Origin of the sequence: Actinomadura decatromicini (genome assembly GCF_008121305.1) — a bacterium.
GTDB lineage: Bacteria > Actinomycetota > Actinomycetes > Streptosporangiales > Streptosporangiaceae > Spirillospora > Spirillospora syzygii.
Window position 1 is genome coordinate 193,930 of sequence record NZ_VSRQ01000002.1, and the last position, 17,802, is coordinate 211,731.

Below are 17,802 nucleotides of genomic sequence, written 5' to 3' on the forward strand. Positions count from 1 at the left end.
GGAGAGCCATGAGCAAGCGCGAACTTCGCAGTGCGGCGGCGCCCGCGCCCCTCGGCACCTACTCGCAGGCCCTCGTGGTCGGCGACTTCGTGTACACGTCCGGGATGGGCCCGATCGACCCGAAGACCGGCGAGGTCGTCGGGGACGACGTCGCGGCGCAGACCAGGCAGACCCTCGCGAACCTGACCGCCGTCCTCGCCGAGCACGGCCTCGGCCTGGACGACGTGGTGAAGTCGACCGTCCACCTCCAGGAGCTGCACCGCGACTTCGCCGCCTACGACGAGGTGTACCGGGCCCACTTCAACGAGCCGTACCCGGTGCGGACGACCGTGGGCTCCGACCTGATGAACATCCTGGTCGAGATCGACTTCGTCGCCTACAAGAAGAGCTAATGGATTCATCCCTCTACGTCCTGGTCGAGGACCTGCGCGGCGACGGCGACGACGTCGCGCGGGTCCTCTCCCACGGCGTCACGTCCATCACGATCGGCGCGGCCTATCACCGCGCCCGCGACGTGACGCCCCACGGCCGCACCCGCGTGACCATGCGCCACGACGGGGTGCACTTCCCCCTGGACGACACTTTCGACGGCCTCCGCCTGACTCCACCCGTGCAGAAGGGTGCGGAACGCGAACCCGTGCGGGCTCTCCGGGAGCAGACACGCGAGTTGGGCGTGCCCCTCCACGGATGGGGCGTCTTCCTCCACAACACCACGCTCGGCCTCGCTTTCCCGGACGTGACGCAGGAGAACTGCTTCGGCGACCGTGCCGCGCCCGCCGACCTGTGCCCGTCCAACCCGGACGTGCGCGCGTACGCGGTCGCGCTCGGCCGCGCCATCGCCCGCCAGGGCCTGGACTCCGTGGTCGCCGAGTCGCTCCATTTCGGGACGTTCCAGCACGGCTACCACCACGAGCGCTCCTTCGTCGAGCTCGGACCGGCCGCCGAGTTCGCGCTCGGCCTGTGCTTCTGCGCGCACTGCCGCGAGCGCGTCCCGGCCGCCGACGCCGCGCGCGACGCCGCGTCCCGCCTGGTCGCGTCCGTCCTGGACGGCGGCCCGCCGGTCGACGCGATCCCGGACGTGCTCACCGGCTACGCACGCGCCCGCACCCCGGTCGTGACGTCGCTCGCCGCCGACGTCGCCGCGGCCGTGGCGGACGAGGGCTCCCGGCTGACGTTCCTCGACCTGACCGGCGCCGTGAAGGGCTACGCGGACGGACGCCCCACCGGCGACCCGGCCGCGGAGTCCGCCTGGCGGATCGGCGTCGACCCGTCGGGCGTGGGCAAGGTCGTCCCGTCGTACGCGGTGCTCTGCTACGCCTCCGACGAGGCCCGCGTAGCCGAGGACGTCACCGCCTACCGCACCGCGCTGGGCCCGGACACGACGCTGCGAGCCGTCCTCCGCCCGGGCATCCCGGACACGACCTCGGCCGCCCACCTGGCCGCCAAGGCGACCGCCGCCCGAACCTCCGGCGCCGACACCGTCGACTACTACCAGTACGGCCTGGCCCCCCTCCCCGTCCTGGACCGCATCCCCCGTTAACGCTCGGCCCCTGGCCCGCCCCCGTCCCGACGCGGATCCGACGGCCGCGTGCGGCGTTGTGCGGGGGTGGTCAGGCGAGGGTCTGGGCGGCGGCGTCCAGGCGTTGGGTCAGGTCGCGGAGGACCTGGTGCAGGTCGGACAGCTCCGCCGGGGTCAGGCCGGTCGCCGCCAGGACTCGGCGGGGGACGTCGACCGCCCGGGCGCGCAGGGCGGCGCCGCGGCCGGTCAGGTGCACCGACACCGAGCGTTCGTCCTCGCGGCCGCGGCGGCGGGCCACGAGTCCGGCCGTCTCCAGGCGGGTGAGCAGGGGAGACAGCGTGCCCGAGTCGAGGCGGAGGCGCTCGCCGAGCCGCTTCACCGTGGGGCCGTCCTCCTCCCAGAGGACGATCATGACGAGGTACTGCGGGTAGGTCAGGCCGAGGTCGCGGAGTTCCGCCCGGTAGAGCGCGTCGAAGGCCCGTGAGGTCGCGTGCAGGACGAAGCAGACCTGCCCGTCCAGCGTCAAGGCGTCGTCGTCGGCGGTCCCCGTCATGGCCCCATCCTACGGGCGCGCGCCGTTCGGTTGCCCGCAACCGAACTCCTCCCTTCGCATGGTCGGCTCAGGGCTCCGGAAGGGTCGGGGCAAGGCCGAACGCCGAGAAGACCCGCGGGTCGGTGAAGACGACGTTCCGCGTGACCCGGTCGCCCTCCACGGTGAGAACCTGCAGCGTGTGGAGCCGGTAGACGCCATCGTCGAGGAGGTAGGCGACGAGGGCGGGCTGGCCGTTGGCGGTGGTCCGGACCATCCGCCAGCCGGTGCCGCGCCACTCGAAAAGGCGCACCATGAAGAGCCCGTAGGAGTGCCTTCCCCTGTACCAATGCGGGACGGGCGGCATCTCCAGCGCGACGTCGTCGGTCAGCAGCGTCACCAGGGCGCCGACGTCCGCCGTCTCGAACGACCGGACGTACCGGTCGAGGAGGTCGTTGACGGCGGCGTCGTCCGGCTCGGCGACCTCGTCCTCGGTCACCGCGACCCCGGACAGCCCGGCCCGCGCCCGCTGCAGCGCGCTGTTCACGGCGGCCGTCGACGTCTCCAGCAACTCCGCCGTCTCCGCCGCGCTGAACTCCAGGACGTCCCGCAGGATCAGCACCGCCCGCTGCTTCGGCGGCAGCACCTGCATCGCCGCGATCAGCGCCAGCCGCAGGCTGCCCCGCCGGGCGACCCGCGACGCCGGATCGTCGAGCATGGCGTCCGGGAAGGGCTGGAGCCACGGCACGTCCAGCGCGGGGGCGAGCGGGAACTCCGCCTCGCCCCGCTCCGGCCCGCTGACCATGGACGGCAGCGGCCGCCGCGCCCTCCCCTGCAACGCCGTCAGGCACGCGTTCGTCGCGATCTTGTAGAGCCAGGTCCGGACGGACGCCCGCCGCGCGTCGTACCGGTCCCAGGCCCGCCAGGCGCGCAGCATCGTCTCCTGGACGAGGTCCTCCGCCTCGTGCACCGAACCGAGCATCCGGTAGCAGTGCACCAGAAGCTCCTTCCGGTACGCCCCCGCCGCCGTCTCGAAGTCGTCGTCGATCACGTGCCCCCTCCGCCTAGTGCGCGGGCGCGTTGGCGTAGGCGGACACGAGCCACCGCCCGTCCCGCTTCGACACCACCCACGTGGCGAGCCGTTCCCCCTCGGCCGGGACCTCGGTCTCCCCCGCCATCAGGATGCCCGCCCGGCTGACGATCACCGCCGTGTCGCCGTGGACGCGCACGTCCTGCGGTTCGTCCACGGCGCGCGACCCCTTCAGCGGCCCGGCGAACCCCGCCGCCATGTAATCGCGGACCGCCTGCCGCCCCTGGTGGAACACGCCGGGCATGACGACGGTCGCGTCGTCGGTGTAGTGGTCGGCGAACGCGGCGGCGTCACCGTCGGCCCAGGCCTTGTACATCTGGTCGAACATGGCGCGGACTTCGGACTCGGTGCTGTTCATCGAACGCTCCTTCTGATCGGTCGGCGGTATGTACCGCCCGATCACCCCCGACTCATCGGTCACCGCCGGAAAATTCTTCGAGCGCGCTCGCGGCCAGCCGCTTCGGCGCGGACAGCCGCCATCCCTCGATGACCAGTTCGGCTACGTGACCTGCGTCGACGTTGGGCAGCTTGACCTCTACCCAGGCGAAGCGTCCGCTCGTCCAGGAGGGGGAGAAGGTGTCGGGATCGTCGGCGACGAGGGCGGCCTGCTCCTCCCTCGTCGCCTTCACCATGATCGACTGCTTGGCCTCGCTGAGGTAGCAGAAGCCCTTGCCGCGCACGCGGAAGCCCGTCATGTCGGCGAATGACTCGCGCTCGGTCACCTCCGGCAGCCCGAGCACCAACTCCAGGAACTCCTCGACGCTCATGCCCCAAGGCGTACCACCCGCCTCGGACGTTCTCGGCGCGACGTCCTTCCTGATCAGCGGCTGACCGGCGTCTCCCGCCCGAGACGCTCCAGCTTCTCCGGGTTCCGGACGATATAGAGCCCGGTCACCAGCCCGTCGTCGATCCGGACCGCCACGACGTCGTCGATCTCCCCGCCGATCCGGACGATCAGCGCGGGCCACCCGTTGACCTGCGCCACCTCGACCGTCGCCAGCTCGCCCAGCTTGGGCAGCCCCACCGACAGCAGGCGCGCGACCTTCGCGGCCCCGACGACCGGCTGCGGCACGGCCTGCACGACCCCGCCGCCGTCCCCGAGGAGGACGACGTCCGGCGCGAGGACGTCGAGCAGCCCCCGCAGGTCGCCCGTCTCGATCGCCGCCTGGAACGCCGCGAGCGCGCCGCGCGTCTCGGCCGCCGACACGTCCCCGCGCGGCCGCCGCTCGGCGACGTGCGCCCGCGCCCGGTGCGCGATCTGCCGGACGGCCGCCGCGTTCTTCCCCACGGCCTCCGCGATCTCGTCGTATCCGAGGTCGAACACCTCGCGGAGCACGAAGACCGCCCGCTCGGTCGGCTTCAACGTCTCCAGGACGAGCAGCATCGCCATCGAGACGCTGTCGGCCAGCTCGACGTCCTCCGCCACGTCGGGGGTCGTCAGCAGCGGTTCCGGCAGCCACGGCCCGACATAGGACTCCTTGCGGCGGCCGACCGTGCGCAGCCGCGACAGCGCCTGCCGGGTGGTGATCCGCACCAGGTAGGCGCGCTGGTCCCGCACCGTCGCGAGGTCGACGCCCGCCCAGCGCAGCCAGGTCTCCTGGAGGACGTCCTCGGCGTCGGCGGCCGACCCGAGCATCTCGTACGCGACGGTGAAGAGCAGATTCCGGTGGGCGACGAACGCCTCGGTCGCGGCGTCCATCCGACCGTCCTCGACGGACGCCTCTGTCCCTTCGCTCATGGCCTGCTCCCCCCACTCGTCATTCAACACGCCGCACACAAGATGCTCGGTCCTCCCGTTTTGTGACAGCCAGGGGTCGGTGACGCACGGCACACATCCGGACCGTCACAAGGCCGGGCTCGGCGGCATCTTGTGGTCGTCCAGCAGGAAACACCCAAGTGAGGACGACGTCATGGAACCTCGTATCGACCTGATGGCCAACGAGATCGGCGCCAAGATCGCCAGGCGGATGGCGGGCGCGAACGCGGTGATCGAAGGGTCGCCGCTGCCGAAGACCGTGCAGGACCTCGTCATGCTGCGGGCCAGCCAGATCAACGGCTGCGGCCTCTGCGTCGACCTCCACACCAAGGAGGCGGCGGCCGCCGGGGAGACGGCGGTCCGGCTCAACCTGGTCGCCGCGTGGCGCGAGACCACGGTGTTCACCGAGGCCGAGCGCGCCGCGCTGGCGCTCGCCGAGGAGGGGACGCGCCTCGCGGACGCCCACCACGGCGTGTCCGACGCGACGTGGGAAAGGGCCCGCGAGCACTACGACGACGACCAGATCGCGGCGCTCGTCTCGCTCATCGCCCTGATCAACGCCGCCAACCGGATGAACGTCATCGTGCGCAACCAGGGCGGCTCCTACGAGCCCGGAATGTTCGCCGCCGCGGTGAGCTGAAAGGCCGTCCGCCGCGCCGTCATGTGCCGCGCCCCGGTCAGGAGTCGAGAAGGCGGCGCATTTTCGCGTCGTATTCGTCCATGGGCGGCAGGCCCATTTCGGCGCGCCGCTCGTCCAGGCCGTCCGGGTCTTCGATCGGCCGCGGCCCGAACCCCGACCCGGTCTCCGTGTACTGGGTTCCGTATCGCTGCGGACGACCGGCGTTGACCCGTACGCGGTCCTCCAGATAGGCGAGGTGTTTTCGATCGGCGTCGCCGCGCGCGACCGCGTCCCGCAGGGCGAGCAGGAAGCGGCGCTGCGCGCGGCGCCGCCGGTCCGCGTGCTGGGCGAGCAGCCAGGCGGCGTCGGCGGCCCACGCCCCGACCAGCGCGTTCCCCGGCCAGCCGTGCCGCCGGACGACGCGGTCCAGCCAGGCCGCGTTCCTGTCGTCGACCCAGAGGAAACGCAATGCCCGGAAAGGGGACCGGTAATGGCGGGGCGTCGCCGTCCGGACCCGCTGGTCGCGGGCGGCCCGGCGTAACAGATCGGCTCGCAGCGTCCCGTTCACCGCTCCACTATCGCCCCTGAACCCCCGTCCGTCCTATGGGGTCTCTCCCGCGGCGGCGGCGCGCCGGGCGGCCGTTTCGCGGGGGTCGTCGACGCGCACCGGATCGGGCCCGGTGTCGGTGTGATGGGCCGTTGTGTAGAAGCGGACCTCGTGCCCGTCGGGGTCGTGCAGCTCGGGCAATATCCAGCCGATGGTCGCGAAATGCACGCCCGCATGGGATTCGCCGAGCGCGGTCAGCCGCGCGGCCAGTTCCTCGATCGCGGATTTGCCGGGGACGCCGATGGCGAAGTAGTCGAACCCGGCCGCCGCGACGGCCCGCTCGGGGTCGAGGCGAAGGGCCAGCATCGGCCCGCCCGCCGGATGCCGCATCGCGTACCCCATCAGCGTGCCCTGCTCGACGAACTCGATGTCGACCTCGTATCCGAGCCGGGAGCGGTACCACTCCAGGGAGCGGGCCAGGTCGGTGACCGGGAGCTTCAGGTGGTGGACGCCGTCCAGCCGGGGCGGGCCCGAACCGTCCGCCGGAGAGGCGGTGCTGCGATCCCCCATCGCGATCTCCTTGCAGTAGGAGTGCATTGATGCAGTTATACTGCAATGCATGTCCGACCCCGTCAAGCCCGATCTGCGTGCCGCCCGCGTCGCCGCGACCGAGGAGAAGATCCTCAACGCGGCCACCGAACTGTTCGTCCGGCACGGCTACGCCGGGACCACGCTGGCCGCCGTCGCCGACCACGCCCGGGTCGGGGCACGCACGGTCTACGTCCGGTTCGGCACCAAGGCCGCCCTGCTCAAACGCGCGGTCGACGTCGCCTTCGCCGGGGACACCGCGCCGGTCGACGTCCGCCACCGCGACTGGTTCGCCCGCGCCGAGACCGCCCCGACCGCCGCCGAACGCGTCGCCGCGCTCGCGACGGGGAGCAGCCGGATGCTGGCCCGCGCCGGAGACGTCCTCGCCGTCGCCCTGGAGGCCGCCGCGACCGAACCGGAACTCGCCGCCGCCGCCCAGGCTGGCCGCGAGGCCACCCGCGCCAACATCGCCGCCTTCTGGACCAAGATGGCGGACGACGGCCTGCTACCCGGCGGCCGCGACCTCGGCTGGCTGACCGACACGGCGTCGCTGCTCGTCCACGCCGAGACCTACCTGCTGGCCCGCGACATGATGGGGTGGACGCCTGACGCCCACGAGCGCTGGCTCACCACGTCCCTCACCGCGCTGATCAGCGCGGACCCAGCGAGCCCTCCGCCGCCGGGCCACCCGGCCGGGGCTCCTTGAGCTCGATGAAGATCGAGTGCGTGGCGGTGTCGCCGATGTTCTCCCCGGCGTGCTCCTGGGCGTCCAGCCACCGCGCCCGCCCCACAGGCAGTTCGAGCTCCACCTGCCGTCCGCCGGACGTGAGCCGCCGCTTGAACGAGGTCAACGTGACCATGACGCTGTCGGGATGGCCGTGCGGGCTGGTCCGATCGCCCGGCCCGTCCCGGTACTCCAGGACCCGGATGCGCTCGTTCTCGAAGATCACGGTGTAGAGCCCGGGATCGGTGACGGTCGGGTCCTGGTACGAGTCCTGGTGCATGGCCGCCTCGCTCGGCTCGCCGGTCAGGAGGGGACCGAAGCCCCATGGGACGACGGTACCATCATGGCAATGCCAGTACCATATGAGTCGACCGGACGCCGCGAGCAGAAGTCCCGCACCCGCGAGGCACTGGTCGCGTCCACCCGCGCCCTCATGGCCCGCGGACTGACCCCGACCGTCGAGGAGGCCGCCGCCGCGGCGCGCATCTCCCGGACGACGGCCTACCGGTACTTCCCGAACCAGCGCGCCCTGCTGCTCGGCGCCCATCCGGAGACCCGGCAGGCGTCGCTGCTCCCCGACGACGCGCCGACCGACCCGCGGGAGCGGCTCGACCTGGCGATGCGGGCCTTCACCGACCTCACCGTCGAGTGGGAGCCCCAGCTGCGCGCCTCGCTGCGGCTGTCGCTGGAGCCCGGCGCGGAGCAGCCGCCGCTCCGCCAGGGCCGCGCCGTCACCTGGATCGAGGACGCCTTGGCTCCGCTCCGCGAGTCCCGTCCCGACGTCGACGTCCATCGGCTGGCCGTGGCGATCCGCTCGGCGACGGGCATCGAGGCGCTGATCTGGCTCACCGACATCGCCGGGCTCTCCCGCGACGAAGCGGTCGCCCTCATGCGCCGATCAGCACACGCCCTCCTCCAGGCAGCACTCACCGAACAACCCTGACCACCCGAAACGCCCGATCAGCCGCGCCCGCGAAGGCGGGCGGGTCCAAGCCGCAGGCGCGGCGGCGGCGAGCCCGGGACAGGCCGCTCCCCGGACGGCCCGACCAGCCGGAACGCCCGATCAGCCGTGCCCGCGAAGGCGGGCGGGCGGAGGTCGCGGACGGGACGGCGGCGGACCCGTGACGGGCCGCTCCCCGGACGGTCCCGACCACCAGGCGCCCTCGCCGCCGGTGAGGGCGGGCAGCGCCGCCTCCGCCTCGGCGGCGCGCGCGGCCGGGATCTCGCCCTTGATCGTCCAGCCGTCCGGGCCGGGCGCGGGCTCGATCGCCGTCGCGCCGACCGCGCCCAGCGCTGAGAGGACGGCACTGAGCGCGTCCGCCGGAACCTCCGCCTCGAACGCGTGGCACGGCTCGTAGACGCGGGTGCCCGCGCGGGCCAGGGCGTCCATCAGGACCAGCGGGGTGAGGCCGCGGAAGTCCCCGGCCGTGCTGATCGGCGCGGCGAACCCGGACCGGATCAACGTCACGGCGCAGTCGGTGACCGGCCACCCGCGCAACCCCTCTTCGAGCGTGCCGTGGACGGTCTCCTCGATCGCCCGGTCGAAGGCGTGCGGCAGCGCGCCCGGCTCGGTCTCGCGCCGGAACGTGTTCCCCGCGCCGCGCGGCGCCGATTCGACGCGCAGCCCGATCGTCGCCCAGAAGTCCGGCACGCGGCGCCGCCAGTTCATCTCCTCCACGGCTTCGCCCACCCCGGCGGGACGTTCGATGTAGACGATCCGGCTCTCCTCGAACACCGCCTCGATGCCGGACTCGGCGCGCAGCCGGGCGGCGACGACCTCCTTCTGCACCTCCCCGTAGAGCAGGATGGACGTCGCGCCGGACGGCGCGGGCCGCGCCCGGAGCAGCGGGTCCTCGTCGGCGAGGTCGAGGAGCGCGGCGCGCAGCCGTCCAGCGTCGGCCGGGCGGCGGGCGCGCACGATCGTCTCCAGCGACGGCGGCGGGAACGGCGGCACGTCCCGGCCGGGCGGCCCGATCCGGTCCCCGACCCGCACCCCGGCGAGCCCCCGCACCCGCGCGATGTTCCCGGCGGTCAGGACGTCGTCGCCGGGCGCTCCGGCGACGTCCAGGCCGGTGATCCGCCCGCCGCGCCCGGCCGCGAAGGCGACGCGCTCGCGCGGCCGCAGTTCGCCGGAGAACAGCCGCAGCCAGGCGACCCGCTCGCCGGACGCGGCGCGTTCGACGGCGAAGACGGAGCCGCGCGTCCCGCCGTCGCCTCCCCCGGCCGGGGGCAGCAGGGAGCCGAGCCCGCGCAGCAGGTCGGGGACGCCGTCGCCGGTCCGCGCCGAGCCGAAGTACAGCGGTTGGACGGCGCCCGCGGCGGTCTGCGCGCGCAGCGACGCCCACAGGATGTCGGGCGGCGTCGCGCGGTCGTGGACGAAGTCGGCGAGCACGCGGTCGTCGCCGTCCGCGAGGATCTCGGCCGAGGGTTCGCACGGCTCGACCCGTCCGGCCAGCACGCGGTTCAGCGGGACGGGCCGCGCCGGGAGCCTGCGCTCGACGGCGGCGAGCACGGCGGCCGGGTCCGCGCCCACCAGGTCGATCTTGTTCACGAAGATCAGGGTGGGCAGCGCCAGCGCGCGCAGGGCCCGCATCAGCACGCGGGTCCGCGCCTGGACGCCGTCGGTCGCGGACAGCACCAGCACGGCACCGTCCAGCACCCCGAGTGCCCGTTCGACCTCGGCGCCGAAGTCGGCGTGGCCGGGGGTGTCGATCAGGTTGACCCGCAACGCGCCTAGCTGGAACGACACGACGGCGGACCTGATCGTGATGCCGCGCTCGCGTTCCAGTTCGCCGCGGTCGGTCTGGGTGTCACCGGCGTCGACGCTGCCGAGCCTGCCGATCGCGCCGGTGTCGTAGAGCAGCCGTTCGGTCAGGCTGGTCTTTCCCGCGTCAACATGCGCGAGGATGCCGAGGTTGAGGATGGGCATGGGCGGAGGTGTCCTCGAAAGCTCTCGTCCGGAATGGGCGCTGTGAGTTTTCGAAGACCTGGCGCATCTCGCCTCCGCTGCTCGACCGGCACGGCTCCGCCGTGATCCCCGCCATGCTGCCAGCGGGCCCGCGCCGCCGCCCACCCATTTTTCGAGCGCCGCACAGCAAGGAAGGACGGGCCGGGCGCGATCGACGCACCCGGCCCGTCCTCGGCCGTCCTACGTGAACGCGGGCTTCAGGTGCTCGTGGATCAGCCGGAGCTGACCGTCCACGCCGGGGACGCCGGCGAGCTCACGACCGGTGAACGACTTCACCAGCCCGGGGTCGGTGATCGCGCAGATCATGTGGTTGACGCCGGTCGGCGCGATGTCGCTCTCGATCCTGGCGCGGACCTCCTCCGACAGCTCACCGGCCGCCTCGAACGACTTCGGCCCGCGCATCGTAGGTGCTCCGGAGTGACCGGAGCCTCACTTCCGGTGACGTTCCCCGTGTTTCGTCCGCACGCGCGAATCGCGCTGGGAGACCGGACCGTGCGGGGCACCCCGGAGGGGCGACGGCCCGGCCCCACTGCTCTCCATGATGAGCCCGGACGGGCCCGTCCGGCGCGTCCGGAACCGGCCTATCGTCAGGCCGGACGGCTCCGCTCCGCCACCTCACCAGGCAGAACGGTGCGATATCGCGCCCTTCGTCCCGCCCCGGCGCGCCGGTTCACCCCTTGCGGTCCGGGACGAGTTCTGTAGCGGACACGCCCAGCGAAGAGCACCCGGCGCCCCGCCTCCTCGGCACGGCGAGCGCCGCCGCGACAGCCGCAACAGAAACCCCGGCGAGGAGCAGAAAGGCGTACTCGTAACCGGACTCCCGCGCCGTCCCCGACGGCCCAGGCGCCGCCGTGACGACGCTGCCCGCCACCGCCGCGCCGATCGCCCCGCCGACCGTCCGGACGTTGGCGTTCATCGCGCTCGCCGCGCTCGTCTGCTCGGCGGGCACACCGGTGACGATCAGGTTGGCCATGGACGACAGCGCCAGCCCGAGCCCCGTCCCGAAGACCGCACCGGCCACGGCGATCTCCCACCGCGCGTCGTGCGCGAGGGCCAGCAGGACGAAGGCGGGCACGCTGAGCCCCGCCCCGGCGACCAGCTGGGCGCGGGACCGGAAGACGGGCTCGACACGTCCGCTGACCAGGCCGGACACGAACATCGCGGCCAGCATCGGGAGGAGCAGCAGCCCGGCCTGGGTGACGGTCGAGCCGAAGCCGTAGCCCGCGTCCGGGGACGTCTGGACGAACTGCGGCAGGAACGCGAACACGGCGAACTGCCCGGCGCCGAACAGGAGCGCGACGAGGTTGGTCGTCCAGACGACGGGCGACCGCATCATCCGCATGTCGATGAACGGGCGCGCCGACACGACGTCCACGAAGATCCACCACCCGAGCAGGACGGCGGCGGCGGCGAACAGCGCGAGCACGGTTCCCGAGCCCCAGCCCCGCTCGGGCCCCTTGCCGATGGCCAGCAGCAGGGCGACCAGCCCGGACGAGAGCAGCAGCGCGGCCGTCCAGCTGAACCGGGACGCCCGCCGCGCCGGGGACGCGGGCACGACCAGGAACGCCGCGACCGCCGTTCCCCCGCCGGAGATCGCCGGAAGCCAGAACAGCCAGGCGTAGCCGAGGACGTCGACGATCGGCCCGGCCAGCACGAGCCCGAGCCCGCCGCCCGCCGCGATGACCGCCGAGACGGCGCCCACGCCCGACGCGACCCGGTCGGGCGGGAACTCGTCCCGGATGATCCCGTAGGACAGCGGGAACACCGCCCCGGCCGCGCCCTGCACGGCGCGCGCCGCGATGAGCACGCCGATGGTCGGTGCGACGGCGGCCAGCGCGCTCCCCGCCGCCAGCGCCAGCAGCACCGCGACCAGCGCGCGGTGCTTGCCGGCCGCGTCACCGACCCGTCCGACCAGCGGGGTGAAGATCGCCGCCGACAGCAGGTTGGCGGTCATCACCCAGGTCACGGTGTTCTGGGAGGTGTGGAACTCGGTCTGGATGGTGGGCAGGACCGGCGTGACCAGCGACTGGAGGAGGGCGAAGCTCGCGCTCCCGGCCATCAGCACGGCGAAGGTCGCTCGCGGAGAACCCATCGGGACGTCCCTAACTGCCGGACGCCGCGGGCCGCGACCGCCTCACGCGGACTCGCCCTTGGCCGGCACACCGCTGCCCTGGTACGAACCGAGATCCTCGACGAGTTCGAGCAGCTCGGGATGGTCGGCGAACCGGTCGGCGTGCACCTGGGCGATCTTGGCCCCGATCTCCGGGTCCGGGTCGTCGGTGAGGTCCTGGGAGATCATGTTGGCGACCAGCGGCAGCCCAACGGCGTCGATCCGGCGGTGCAGCGGCGCGTACATGTAGGCGCGGTAGGCGTCGACGTCCTTGAGCGCGTACATCGCGCCGTAGTCGAACTCGCCGCCGATGTCCCGGCCGACCAGGAAGAACTCGACGGCATCCAGCTCGCGGCCCATCTGGCGCAGCAGGTCGAGCGCGTGCTCGACCTCGTCGGCGGGGACGTCCGGCTTCATGGCGATCCGGATCTGGTGGTAGATCACGACGACTCTCCTCGACTCTTGACGCGACTAGTAGTTGCGTTAAGCACTGTAGGTCGATCCGCGCGCCAAAAGCAACAACCTGATGCATTAAGGTCCGCACTTAACGCGCCAACGGGTTGCGTCTAGCTTCGGCAGCGCTCTAACCTGCCGGAATGGGAGGAGATCCGCTCAACGAGGTCGAGCACCTGCGCGTCGACGCCGCCACGGCCCGCCCCGGCGGCCGGACGGCCCGCGTAGGCGAGGCGGTCATCGACGCGACCATCGCCGAGCTGGGCGAGGTCGGCTACGCCGCGCTCCGCATCGACGCGGTCGCCGAGCGCGCGGGCGTCAACAAGAGCACGATCTACCGCCGCTGGGGGACGAAGGCGGGCCTCGTGTCCACCGCGATCATCGAACGCCGCGGCGAGATGGCCCCGCCGGCCAACACCGGCTGCCTGCGCGGCGACGTCGTCGAACTGCTCAGGCAGATCAGGCTCAGCTTCCAGACGCCGTGGATCGCCGCGCTGATCCGCGAGTCGCGGCCGCGCTCCGCCGACAGCGCCGAGCTGTACGAACTCCTCGACAGGTTCTGGCCCGCGCGGTTCCGCGCGTCCAGCGTCATTTTCGAACGCGCCGTCGAGCGCGGCGAACTGCCCGCCGGCACCGACTCCCATTTCCTCCTGGAAATGATGTCGGGACCGCTCTACTTCCACCTGTTGATGCTCGGCCGCCCTCTCGACGACGCCTTTCTCGAAAGAACGGCCGACTTCGTCCTCAAGGGCGCCGGAGCCAATCCGGCGTAGCGCGCGCTACACGAACCGGGTCACCACCCCACCGCTGATCCGCCTCGCCCTCGTGATGGTCGGGTCGTCATTGAGTGACGCCCGCGTGGCCCTCCTCCAGGGACCAGGTGCCTTCGCCCCCGGTGACCTGGAGGAGGGTGTGGGAACGGAGTTGGATTTCGGTGTCGCCGTACGGAAGCGCGAGCGTCCGAATGGGTGTCAGAGCGGCGTCGAGGCGGACGAGACCGAAGGCGCCCCCGCTGCGGAACAGCGCGGGACCCGGCGGGCCCAGGTAACGCACCACCGCGGTTCGGTCGCCCGCTATGAAGTGCTCGAACGGCCGGACGTGGCCGGTGGGCGGCACGTCGTCCTGTTCTTCGCCTTGGGTGCCGTCCACGTCGGCCTGTTCCAAGGGCGTCACGTCGACCCGCCATTCCGCTCCGGCGGCGGTTCTCACCTGGAGTAGCGCGTGCGCCGGAACGGCGAACGCGCTCCGGTTCGGCGGGGCCTCGCCGCTTGGCAGCGGGCCGTGCGCGTCGGTGGACGCGACCGGATCGCAGCCGTCGAACGCGACAAGGTCAGGCCCATAAAGGTGGACTTGGTGGGCTTGTCCACTCGGACATGTCACGACGCCGATTCCGGGCGGCCCCTGGTAGGCGAGTACTTCGGTTCCGCTGCCGGTGGCCGAGCCGGTGAATCCGCGTGCGCGGTCCGGTCCGCTGATGGTGACGGTCCAGCGTCCGTCGGACTCGACGTACAGGAACCTTTTCGTGAGCGCCTTTCCGGAGATCGACCGGTCGTTCAGGACGGTCGTGACGGGCGGGGCTCCGGGCCCGCACACCGCGACCGGGGTGCCCTCGCCGAACTCGGTGCGGCGAAGCCAGGCCCGCAGCGTCCCCGGGCCCTCGTTCTTGAATTCGGCCAGGACCGGCTGGGGAAGCGGCCCCTTGATTTTGACGCGCGTGCCGCCGACGCCGCGGTGTGTGATGACCTTGCCGTAATGGGCGTGATCGACGGGCGCGGACCTCGGGAGTGTCTCGTCCTCCGCCAGCCAGCGGTCGAGGTCGGCGGCCACCCGGCGCGGCTCCTTCACCCGCAGGCGCAACCAGCGGACCGGACGGCCCCGCTGCGGAATGCCCGTCCCCGGGTGCAGATCCTGCGGAGCCGAACCGACCCAGAACCAGTTCCCGTACCGCAGTCGCCGCGCGGGAAGAGAAATGGCGTCCCGCATTCGCAGGACAAGGTTGAGTTCTTCGCGGAATGGCGTCAAACGGGCCACGCCCTCCTCGGGCCTGTCCTGCCACGACTCGTCGCCGTAGTGGATCTCCGCTATCGCGGTGCGCGGGATCCGCAGCACCTTCCAGAGCAGCAGCCCGTCCCGGATGACGATCTCATCATCGGTCACCCACAACCGGGGGCGTACCAGCACCAGCCTGAGCGTCTGGATCGCGACACCCACGAGAACGACCGCGAAGACGGGCGCCCACAGGCTCGCGACCAATTCGGCGAGAGTGGTCTCCTTGTTGAACCTCACCCAGATCAGACCGAACAGCGGCAGCGTCGCCATTAGGGAGAGCAGACCGAGCGTCCCGGCGAGGGTCCGCCCAATGGACCTGGCCATCTTCACCCTGACCGTGGACGATCTGGGCCGCGCCGACCAAACCCACCGGTCCCGTTCGGCGAGGGCGCCCAACGCGGAACCCTCGCGTCCCCTCACCGCCCGTTCGCTCACCGCCCGTTCGCGCGATGCGCGGGAAGGTCGTGTCTGGTTGACGACCCTCAACACCGAGACGTTGAAGGCCATCCCGAAGACTCCGGTGACCGCCGCCAAGATCCCGGCAGCGACCGCCGGCCACCACTCGGGCGACCCGCCTTCCAAATGGACGAAGCGGTCCGAACCGACGTCGAGTGCGGGAACCACGTCCCCGAAATCGAGGGAATGGCCGCCGTCCCCTCTCAGGTCGACTCCTTCCCGGGTCAACTGGAAGACGCTGCCGGTCGTGAACGTGCCGGTCCAGGTGCAGCTGCCCTTCGGGCACGACTTCGATTCCGTGGTGAACGTGCCCGGAACCCCCTCGCCCTGCGCGGCGCGCCTCGTGGCCATGGTCTCGTCCGCCGCGAAACCGAAGGCGAAGGTCCAGGCCATCAGAAACCCGATGCCGATCAGAAGGCGGGCGACGGGCGATCGCCGGAGGTTGTTGGAGAGGTAGTTCTCCGCGACCCGGTCGACCTCGCGTCTTCCGCGCATCCCCGCCCCGTCCCCGCCGCCGTCCCGCCGAGCCGGACGGCACATTCCCCACCAAAAGATCATACGGGGAAACGAGAAACTCGAATGCGTTAACGACGCGGCCGCATTCGCCATTGACATGGCCGAACGCCGAGCCGCCCGGACCGGTCAGGCGAGCCCGGCGTCGTGGGCGAGCAGCGCTATCTGGGTGCGGTTGCCGAGGTCGAGCTTGGTCAGGATGTGCGACACATGCGACTTCACGGTGGCCAGGGTCATGTCCAGCGCGGCGGCTATCTCGGCGTTGTTGAGGCCCCGGCCGATCTCCACCACGACGTCGTGCTCGCGCGGGCTGAGCACCGCGAGGGTCGCCTTGGCCCGCGCGTACGCCCCGGCCTGGATCGCGGCCCGGTCCATCAGCCGGCGGGTGATCCGGGGAGACAGGATCGGCTCACCCGCCATCACCTGCCGTACCGCCTCGACGATCCGGGCCGGCGGGGTGTCCTTCAACAGGAAGCCGCTGGCCCCGGCGCGCAGCGCGTGCAGGATGTTCTCGTCGCTGTCGAACGTGGTCAGGACGATCACCTCGGGCGGTCGCGGACGCGCCCGCAGGCGGCGGGTGGCGGTGATGCCGTCGACCCTTGGCATGCGCAGGTCCATCAGCACGACGTCGGGGGCGTGCGCGTCGACCGCAGCCGACGCCCCGTCGCCGTCGTCGGCCTCGCCCACCACCGCGATGCCCGCCGCGCCGTCGAGCATCATGGTCAGCCCGGCGCGGACGAGCGCGTCGTCGTCGACGACGAGGACGCGCACCGGGGGATTCACGCAGGCCATGGTATCGACGCGTGCAGGCGGAACTCCCCGTCGACCGTCTCGTGGTCGAGCCGTCCGCCCGCCAGGTGCACCCGCTCGGTGAGTCCGACCAGCCCGGCGCCCCCGGACCAGCCGGGCGCCGCGAACTCCGCCGCCAGCGCGTTCCGGACGTCGATCTCCAGCCCCGCGCCCGGCCCACCGCGCAGATCGACCCGGACCAGCTGCCCGACCGCGTGCTTGCGTGCGTTGGTCAGCCCCTCCTGGACGACCCGGTACGCCGTCCGGGCCACCGCGGGCGGCGCCTCGGCCGGGACGTCCACCGCCTCGCGCAGCAGCACCTCGGTACCGGCGCCGCGGGACTCCTCGACCAGGCGGGGGACGTCGGCCAGCACCGGCTGCGGCCGGTCACCGTCTCCGTCGCCGTTGGCCGGGTCGTCGTCGCGAAGCAGCGAGATCACGTCCCGCAGTTCCTCGAGGGCCTGGTGCACACCGTCTCGGACGACCCCCGCGGCCTGGGACAACTTCTCCGGCGAGGCGTCCGGTCGATACTCCATCGCGCCCGCGAACGTGGCCAGCAGCGACAGACGGTGCGCCAGGACGTCATGCATCTCCCAGGCGATCCGGCGGCGCTCCAGCATGCGCGCCTCGGCCACCCGGCGCCCCTGCTCCGCCTCGGCGCGCCGGGCCCGCTCCCGCAGCGACCGGACCAGCGCGGCGCGGGCCTGCGCCCACGCGCCCCACCCGAGCAGCGCACCGTAGCCGACGATCATGAGAACCAGCCACCACCCGTACGGCATCTCCCCGCCGGGCCGCCAGGCACCCTGGACCGCATGCGCGACGACCCCCGCCGCCGCCACCGCGATCGCGACCGGAAAGCGCCGCCGCCACGCCACCTGCAACGCCCCGATCGTCGCCGGCGGAGTGGCCGCAGGCGAAATCGCGGCCAGCACGGTGAGCACCCCCGTGACGACGACCGGCCGCCGCAGCGTCAAAGGCGTCAACACCCAGCTGACCGCACCCGCCGCGACATCGACCACCAGCAACGGCCCGGCCGCACGCCCACCCCACCAGGCGAAGACCGTCATCGCCACCAGCAAGCCGGACACAGCC

General features: G+C 72.3%; 21 protein-coding genes. 6 read left to right on the forward strand and 15 right to left on the reverse strand.

Annotated elements, in window-relative coordinates:
- Window positions 1-8 precede the first annotated feature (8 nt).
- On the forward strand, window positions 9-392 hold the full coding sequence (locus FXF68_RS08465; RefSeq protein ID WP_148350021.1) for a RidA family protein: 384 nt from the start codon (window positions 9-11) through the stop codon (window positions 390-392).
- Window positions 392-1,540: a hypothetical protein gene (locus tag FXF68_RS08470; RefSeq protein ID WP_148758404.1), complete on the forward strand. Its 1,149-nt coding sequence runs from the start codon at window positions 392-394 to the stop codon at window positions 1,538-1,540. Before FXF68_RS08465 ends, FXF68_RS08470 begins: the two co-directional genes overlap by 1 nt.
- 70 nt (window positions 1,541-1,610) lie before the next feature.
- On the opposite strand, the gene FXF68_RS08475 is transcribed toward FXF68_RS08470, so the two are convergent.
- From FXF68_RS08475 to FXF68_RS08495, 5 genes are all read right to left on the reverse strand, one after another.
- Window positions 1,611-2,072, reverse strand: a complete 462-nt coding sequence (locus FXF68_RS08475; protein ID WP_148758405.1) for a MarR family winged helix-turn-helix transcriptional regulator — start codon at window positions 2,070-2,072, stop codon at window positions 1,611-1,613.
- A 67-nt stretch (window positions 2,073-2,139) separates the two neighbouring features.
- Entirely contained in the window at window positions 2,140-3,099 is a 960-nt protein-coding gene (locus tag FXF68_RS08480; protein WP_222869869.1) for a sigma-70 family RNA polymerase sigma factor, read from the reverse strand.
- A 13-nt stretch (window positions 3,100-3,112) separates the two neighbouring features.
- Window positions 3,113-3,496 carry an SgcJ/EcaC family oxidoreductase gene (locus FXF68_RS08485; RefSeq protein WP_148758406.1) on the reverse strand — a complete coding sequence of 128 codons (384 nt, stop codon included), beginning with the start codon at window positions 3,494-3,496 and terminating at the stop codon, window positions 3,113-3,115.
- Between the two features lie 52 nt (window positions 3,497-3,548).
- Window positions 3,549-3,905, reverse strand: coding sequence for an MmcQ/YjbR family DNA-binding protein (locus FXF68_RS08490; RefSeq protein WP_148758407.1), 357 nt, complete (start codon window positions 3,903-3,905; stop codon window positions 3,549-3,551).
- Between the two features lie 53 nt (window positions 3,906-3,958).
- Window positions 3,959-4,876, reverse strand: a complete 918-nt coding sequence (locus FXF68_RS08495) for an RNA polymerase sigma-70 factor (protein ID WP_148758408.1) — start codon at window positions 4,874-4,876, stop codon at window positions 3,959-3,961.
- 172 nt (window positions 4,877-5,048) lie between these two features.
- Here FXF68_RS08495 and FXF68_RS08500 point away from each other — a divergent pair, with 172 nt between their 5' ends.
- Window positions 5,049-5,534, forward strand: coding sequence for a carboxymuconolactone decarboxylase family protein (locus tag FXF68_RS08500; RefSeq protein WP_148758409.1), 486 nt, complete (start codon window positions 5,049-5,051; stop codon window positions 5,532-5,534).
- 37 nt (window positions 5,535-5,571) lie between these two features.
- Here FXF68_RS08500 and FXF68_RS42200 read toward each other — a convergent pair whose 3' ends face one another.
- Together FXF68_RS42200 and FXF68_RS08510 are read right to left on the reverse strand one after the other, a co-directional pair.
- Window positions 5,572-6,081, reverse strand: coding sequence for a DUF6624 domain-containing protein (locus tag FXF68_RS42200; RefSeq protein WP_187437812.1), 510 nt, complete (start codon window positions 6,079-6,081; stop codon window positions 5,572-5,574).
- Between the two features lie 33 nt (window positions 6,082-6,114).
- Window positions 6,115-6,630 carry a VOC family protein gene (locus FXF68_RS08510; RefSeq protein ID WP_148758410.1) on the reverse strand — a complete coding sequence of 172 codons (516 nt, stop codon included), beginning with the start codon at window positions 6,628-6,630 and terminating at the stop codon, window positions 6,115-6,117.
- A gap of 49 nt (window positions 6,631-6,679) precedes the next feature.
- On the opposite strand from FXF68_RS08510, the gene FXF68_RS08515 reads away from it, so the two are divergent.
- Complete coding sequence (locus FXF68_RS08515; protein ID WP_148758411.1) at window positions 6,680-7,354, forward strand: TetR/AcrR family transcriptional regulator; 675 nt, start codon at window positions 6,680-6,682, stop codon at window positions 7,352-7,354.
- Here the strand turns inward: FXF68_RS08515 and FXF68_RS08520 are convergent.
- Complete coding sequence (locus FXF68_RS08520) at window positions 7,299-7,652, reverse strand: cupin domain-containing protein (RefSeq protein ID WP_148758412.1); 354 nt, start codon at window positions 7,650-7,652, stop codon at window positions 7,299-7,301. The genes FXF68_RS08515 and FXF68_RS08520 overlap by 56 nt on opposite strands.
- A 69-nt stretch (window positions 7,653-7,721) precedes the next feature.
- Here FXF68_RS08520 and FXF68_RS08525 point away from each other — a divergent pair, with 69 nt between their 5' ends.
- A complete protein-coding gene (locus FXF68_RS08525) occupies window positions 7,722-8,315 on the forward strand; it encodes a TetR/AcrR family transcriptional regulator (RefSeq protein WP_148758413.1) in 594 nt (197 codons plus the stop codon).
- A 120-nt stretch (window positions 8,316-8,435) separates the two neighbouring features.
- Here FXF68_RS08525 and FXF68_RS08530 read toward each other — a convergent pair whose 3' ends face one another.
- From FXF68_RS08530 to FXF68_RS08545, 4 genes are all read right to left on the reverse strand, one after another.
- Complete coding sequence (locus FXF68_RS08530) at window positions 8,436-10,301, reverse strand: elongation factor G (protein WP_148758414.1); 1,866 nt, start codon at window positions 10,299-10,301, stop codon at window positions 8,436-8,438.
- A 219-nt stretch (window positions 10,302-10,520) separates the two neighbouring features.
- On the reverse strand, window positions 10,521-10,742 hold the full coding sequence (locus tag FXF68_RS08535; protein WP_148758415.1) for a hypothetical protein: 222 nt from the start codon (window positions 10,740-10,742) through the stop codon (window positions 10,521-10,523).
- A 268-nt stretch (window positions 10,743-11,010) separates the two neighbouring features.
- Window positions 11,011-12,432, reverse strand: a complete 1,422-nt coding sequence (locus FXF68_RS08540) for an MFS transporter (RefSeq protein WP_148758416.1) — start codon at window positions 12,430-12,432, stop codon at window positions 11,011-11,013.
- Window positions 12,433-12,474: 42 nt separating this feature from the next.
- Window positions 12,475-12,894 carry a Dabb family protein gene (locus FXF68_RS08545; protein WP_148758417.1) on the reverse strand — a complete coding sequence of 140 codons (420 nt, stop codon included), beginning with the start codon at window positions 12,892-12,894 and terminating at the stop codon, window positions 12,475-12,477.
- Between the two features lie 152 nt (window positions 12,895-13,046).
- Here FXF68_RS08545 and FXF68_RS08550 point away from each other — a divergent pair, with 152 nt between their 5' ends.
- Window positions 13,047-13,676 carry a TetR/AcrR family transcriptional regulator gene (locus FXF68_RS08550; protein WP_148758418.1) on the forward strand — a complete coding sequence of 210 codons (630 nt, stop codon included), beginning with the start codon at window positions 13,047-13,049 and terminating at the stop codon, window positions 13,674-13,676.
- A gap of 67 nt (window positions 13,677-13,743) precedes the next feature.
- Here the strand turns inward: FXF68_RS08550 and FXF68_RS08555 are convergent, their stop codons facing one another.
- From FXF68_RS08555 to FXF68_RS08565, 3 genes are all read right to left on the reverse strand, one after another.
- A complete protein-coding gene (locus FXF68_RS08555; protein WP_148758419.1) occupies window positions 13,744-15,903 on the reverse strand; it encodes a hypothetical protein in 2,160 nt (719 codons plus the stop codon).
- Between the two features lie 147 nt (window positions 15,904-16,050).
- The gene (locus FXF68_RS08560) at window positions 16,051-16,713 is read right to left on the reverse strand and encodes a response regulator (protein WP_148758420.1); all 663 of its coding nucleotides are present in this window, start codon (window positions 16,711-16,713) and stop codon (window positions 16,051-16,053) included.
- Window positions 16,701-17,798 carry a sensor histidine kinase gene (locus tag FXF68_RS08565; RefSeq protein ID WP_246178515.1) on the reverse strand — a complete coding sequence of 366 codons (1,098 nt, stop codon included), beginning with the start codon at window positions 17,796-17,798 and terminating at the stop codon, window positions 16,701-16,703. The genes FXF68_RS08560 and FXF68_RS08565 overlap by 13 nt, the downstream gene beginning before the upstream one ends.
- Window positions 17,799-17,802: the final 4 nt, after the last annotated feature.

Coding starts and splice junctions, on each gene's coding strand:
- FXF68_RS08495 (WP_148758408.1), bottom strand. CDS start 4,876: ATGAGCGAAGGGACAGAGGCGTCCGTCGAGGACGGTCGGATGGACGCC.
- FXF68_RS08510 (WP_148758410.1), bottom strand. CDS start 6,630: ATGGGGGATCGCAGCACCGCCTCTCCGGCGGACGGTTCGGGCCCGCCC.
- FXF68_RS08540 (WP_148758416.1), bottom strand. CDS start 12,432: ATGGGTTCTCCGCGAGCGACCTTCGCCGTGCTGATGGCCGGGAGCGCG.
- FXF68_RS08465 (WP_148350021.1), top strand. CDS start 9: ATGAGCAAGCGCGAACTTCGCAGTGCGGCGGCGCCCGCGCCCCTCGGC.
- FXF68_RS08515 (WP_148758411.1), top strand. CDS start 6,680: ATGTCCGACCCCGTCAAGCCCGATCTGCGTGCCGCCCGCGTCGCCGCG.
- FXF68_RS08555 (WP_148758419.1), bottom strand. CDS start 15,903: ATGCGCGGAAGACGCGAGGTCGACCGGGTCGCGGAGAACTACCTCTCC.
- FXF68_RS08560 (WP_148758420.1), bottom strand. CDS start 16,713: ATGGCCTGCGTGAATCCCCCGGTGCGCGTCCTCGTCGTCGACGACGAC.
- FXF68_RS08520 (WP_148758412.1), bottom strand. CDS start 7,652: ATGCACCAGGACTCGTACCAGGACCCGACCGTCACCGATCCCGGGCTC.
- FXF68_RS08485 (WP_148758406.1), bottom strand. CDS start 3,496: ATGAACAGCACCGAGTCCGAAGTCCGCGCCATGTTCGACCAGATGTAC.
- FXF68_RS08475 (WP_148758405.1), bottom strand. CDS start 2,072: ATGACGGGGACCGCCGACGACGACGCCTTGACGCTGGACGGGCAGGTC.
- FXF68_RS08535 (WP_148758415.1), bottom strand. CDS start 10,742: ATGCGCGGGCCGAAGTCGTTCGAGGCGGCCGGTGAGCTGTCGGAGGAG.
- FXF68_RS08490 (WP_148758407.1), bottom strand. CDS start 3,905: ATGAGCGTCGAGGAGTTCCTGGAGTTGGTGCTCGGGCTGCCGGAGGTG.
- FXF68_RS08550 (WP_148758418.1), top strand. CDS start 13,047: ATGGGAGGAGATCCGCTCAACGAGGTCGAGCACCTGCGCGTCGACGCC.
- FXF68_RS08525 (WP_148758413.1), top strand. CDS start 7,722: ATGCCAGTACCATATGAGTCGACCGGACGCCGCGAGCAGAAGTCCCGC.
- FXF68_RS08530 (WP_148758414.1), bottom strand. CDS start 10,301: ATGCCCATCCTCAACCTCGGCATCCTCGCGCATGTTGACGCGGGAAAG.
- FXF68_RS08470 (WP_148758404.1), top strand. CDS start 392: ATGGATTCATCCCTCTACGTCCTGGTCGAGGACCTGCGCGGCGACGGC.
- FXF68_RS08500 (WP_148758409.1), top strand. CDS start 5,049: ATGGAACCTCGTATCGACCTGATGGCCAACGAGATCGGCGCCAAGATC.